Consider the following 2,415-nt stretch of genomic DNA (forward strand, 5'->3'; position numbering starts at 1 on the left):
CGCCGGCCGTCCAGCAACAGGCCCCGCAGATAGAGCAAGCCCTTCTCGCGCTGGTCCCGCCGCACCAACGGCGCGAACACCTCGGAGGCGAACTCCTCCAACCGGACCCGAAACGCAGCAAGCTCCCAGCCCTCATACAACCAGCGAACTACCGCACACCCGACGTGACAAGACCCAGCTAACAAAGCCCTACTAGGCCGTCTCTTTCGGATCTTGCCTGGCCCGCGCCGCCCAGCACCGCACCTCGCCGCACTGCCGGGGCACCCGAGTACGTCCAGTACGCGGAAGCCCCGGCAGCGCGACGAGGCACGGCACCGGACGACGCGGGCCTGACCGGCAAGATCCGAAAGAGACGACCTAGCCCGGCCCGCGCGTGCCGGGTGCCTCCGGCGGGCCGGCCGCGCGTACCTTGCCCGCCGCGCCGGGGCGGGGGACGTCGTCCACCGCGAGGCAGATGCCGAAGACCCGGTCGTGGCCGGTCCAGCCGTTGACGCGGCCCCGGTTGTTGGAGATCTGGACCCGGCGGCGCGGGGCGTCCACGGCCGTGACGAGGTGCAGGTACACCGTGCCGGACACCCGGGCCAGCACGATATCGCCGGGTTCCAGCAGGCACGGGTCGGCCGGGGCGACGCGGACGCGCTGCCGGCTGTGGACGAGCGGGACCATGGACGTGCCGGTGGGCCGGAACTCCACCGTCGCGCCCGCGCGGACACGGTCTGCCTGGACGTCGAGCATTCCCATCGGGCGAGTGTGCCCCGGTGCCGTGCCGCGGGGGTACCGGATTTCGGCGGCGGCCTCAGGGAGCCGGCGGCGGCTCGACCTCCAGGAAACGGCGGCGGCGGGGGCCGCGGTACAGCAGGCAGACCCAGCCGAGCCGTTCGAGCGCGGACGCGCAGGCCGTCAACCGTTCCTGCTCCTCCTCGGCCGCGCCGCCGCCCGGCGGGCCGAGCCAGGTCACCTCGACCCGGCCCTCCCCGGACGCGGCGGGCCCCACCCGGTACCCGGTCCGGATGCGCGGCCCGCCGGGGTCCTGCGGATCCCGCGCCGACGGCGGCAGGCCCGCCGCCTCCAGTACGAGGGCCACCGCGCGCGGCATCAGCCGGAGTTCCCACGGGGAGGGAACTCCGGCGCCCGACGGGCCGTTGACGAGCCGCCGGATCTGCAACAGGCCTTCGTAGGCGGTACCGAGTTCCGCCGCCCGCCCCGCCCCGGAGGGCGCGGGGCCGTCGCCGCTCGCCGGTTCGAAGCCGTGCCCGGGTGTGTTCACGTAAGGCTGTCCCCTCGTCCGGTCCGTGCGGGCCCGTCCGGTCCGCTTCTGAGTACCTCACACCCAACGGCCTGAGTATCCGGCCCGATTCCCGGGACCGCTCCCGCTGATCGAATGGGGGCATGACCTTCGAGACCGGCACCGCTGCGGCCACTGCCAATGCCACTGCCATCGCGCCCAGCGCGAGCCGCCCGCGCATGCAGCAGCACGTGACCACCGCCGGCTCGGCGCTCGCCGTGGCCCTGGTCCCGCTCGTGATCGGGGTCCTGGTGGCCAAGGGGCTCGCCGCCGACCCGCACGCACCGGTCAACGCCCTGATCACCGGTGGCGGCCAGCGCGCCGGTCTGCCGCGGGCGGAGTGGCGCCGTCGCGGGCACGCCACGATGCGCCGGCTGCGCACGGCCCGGCGCGGAACGGTTCGGGGTGCCGTACGGGGTGCCGTACGGGGTGCCGCACGGGGTCGTGCCTACGTGACGGGCGGCCGCCCGGCCGGTCGCTGAGACCGCAGCCAGGCTTCGGCGGTCTTCGGGGAGCGCAGCCGCACCACCCGCAGCGGAGCGAACCGCGCGTCGCCGGCCAGCCCGCCGATCTCCGCACGCCGGGACCCGTACCGGGACCAGGCCCACCACGCGGGATGGTCGGCGAGCAGCCACTCCCGCCACCGCTCCCGGTTGCCGCCGAACAGCCGCTCCCGCAGCAGGCTCCGGCGCAGCGACCGCACCAGCACCCGGCGCATGACCGTACGGCGAGGCTGGTCCAGCCACACCACGGTGTCGGCCCGCCGCCACAGGAGCTCGCGCGCGGCCTCGGGTCCGTGGGAGTCGAGGATCCACCGGTCGCCCTCCGCGATCCCCGCCAGGTCCGCGACGTAGGACGGGCTGACGGCCCACCCCGGCCCGGAGAAGTGCAGCCCGTCCATCTCGTGGTACGGCAGCGCGAGCAGCCGTCCCAACTCCCGGGCCAGGGTCGACTTGCCGGCTCCGCTGATGCCGACCACGAGTACGCGTTGCATCAGCGGAGCCTAGTGACCTGAGTCTTAGGTTTGGCGTTAGTTCGGTATGAGTCGTCCGGGTCCGAAGATTCCGCCGTTGTCGGTGACCGATGCCCAGCGTGCTGTGTTGGAGGGCTGGTTACGTCGTCGCACGACG

4 protein-coding genes and 1 pseudogene are annotated in these 2,415 nt (G+C 74.0%); 1 reads left to right on the forward strand and 4 read right to left on the reverse strand.

Annotated elements, in window-relative coordinates; genetic code table 11:
* The 3 genes and pseudogenes from AC061S_RS44255 to AC061S_RS44265 all read right to left on the reverse strand — a co-directional run.
* Positions 1 to 140: pseudogene (locus tag AC061S_RS44255) on the reverse strand (IS701 family transposase); the annotation flags it as partial.
* Positions 141 to 357: 217 nt separating this feature from the next.
* Positions 358 to 741, reverse strand: coding sequence for a S26 family signal peptidase (locus AC061S_RS44260; protein WP_478691546.1), 384 nt, complete (start codon positions 739 to 741; stop codon positions 358 to 360).
* Between the two features lie 55 nt (positions 742 to 796).
* Positions 797 to 1,267, reverse strand: a complete 471-nt coding sequence (locus AC061S_RS44265) for a hypothetical protein (RefSeq protein ID WP_478691547.1) — start codon at positions 1,265 to 1,267, stop codon at positions 797 to 799.
* Positions 1,268 to 1,389: 122 nt separating this feature from the next.
* On the opposite strand from AC061S_RS44265, the gene AC061S_RS44270 reads away from it, so the two are divergent.
* Entirely contained in the window at positions 1,390 to 1,767 is a 378-nt protein-coding gene (locus AC061S_RS44270) for a hypothetical protein (protein ID WP_478691548.1), read from the forward strand.
* Here the strand turns inward: AC061S_RS44270 and AC061S_RS44275 are convergent.
* Positions 1,734 to 2,279 carry a P-loop NTPase family protein gene (locus tag AC061S_RS44275; protein WP_478691549.1) on the reverse strand — a complete coding sequence of 182 codons (546 nt, stop codon included), beginning with the start codon at positions 2,277 to 2,279 and terminating at the stop codon, positions 1,734 to 1,736. The genes AC061S_RS44270 and AC061S_RS44275 overlap by 34 nt on opposite strands.
* Between the last annotated feature and the right edge of the window lie 136 nt (positions 2,280 to 2,415).

It is taken from the genome of Streptomyces sp. CA189, assembly GCF_056428985.1.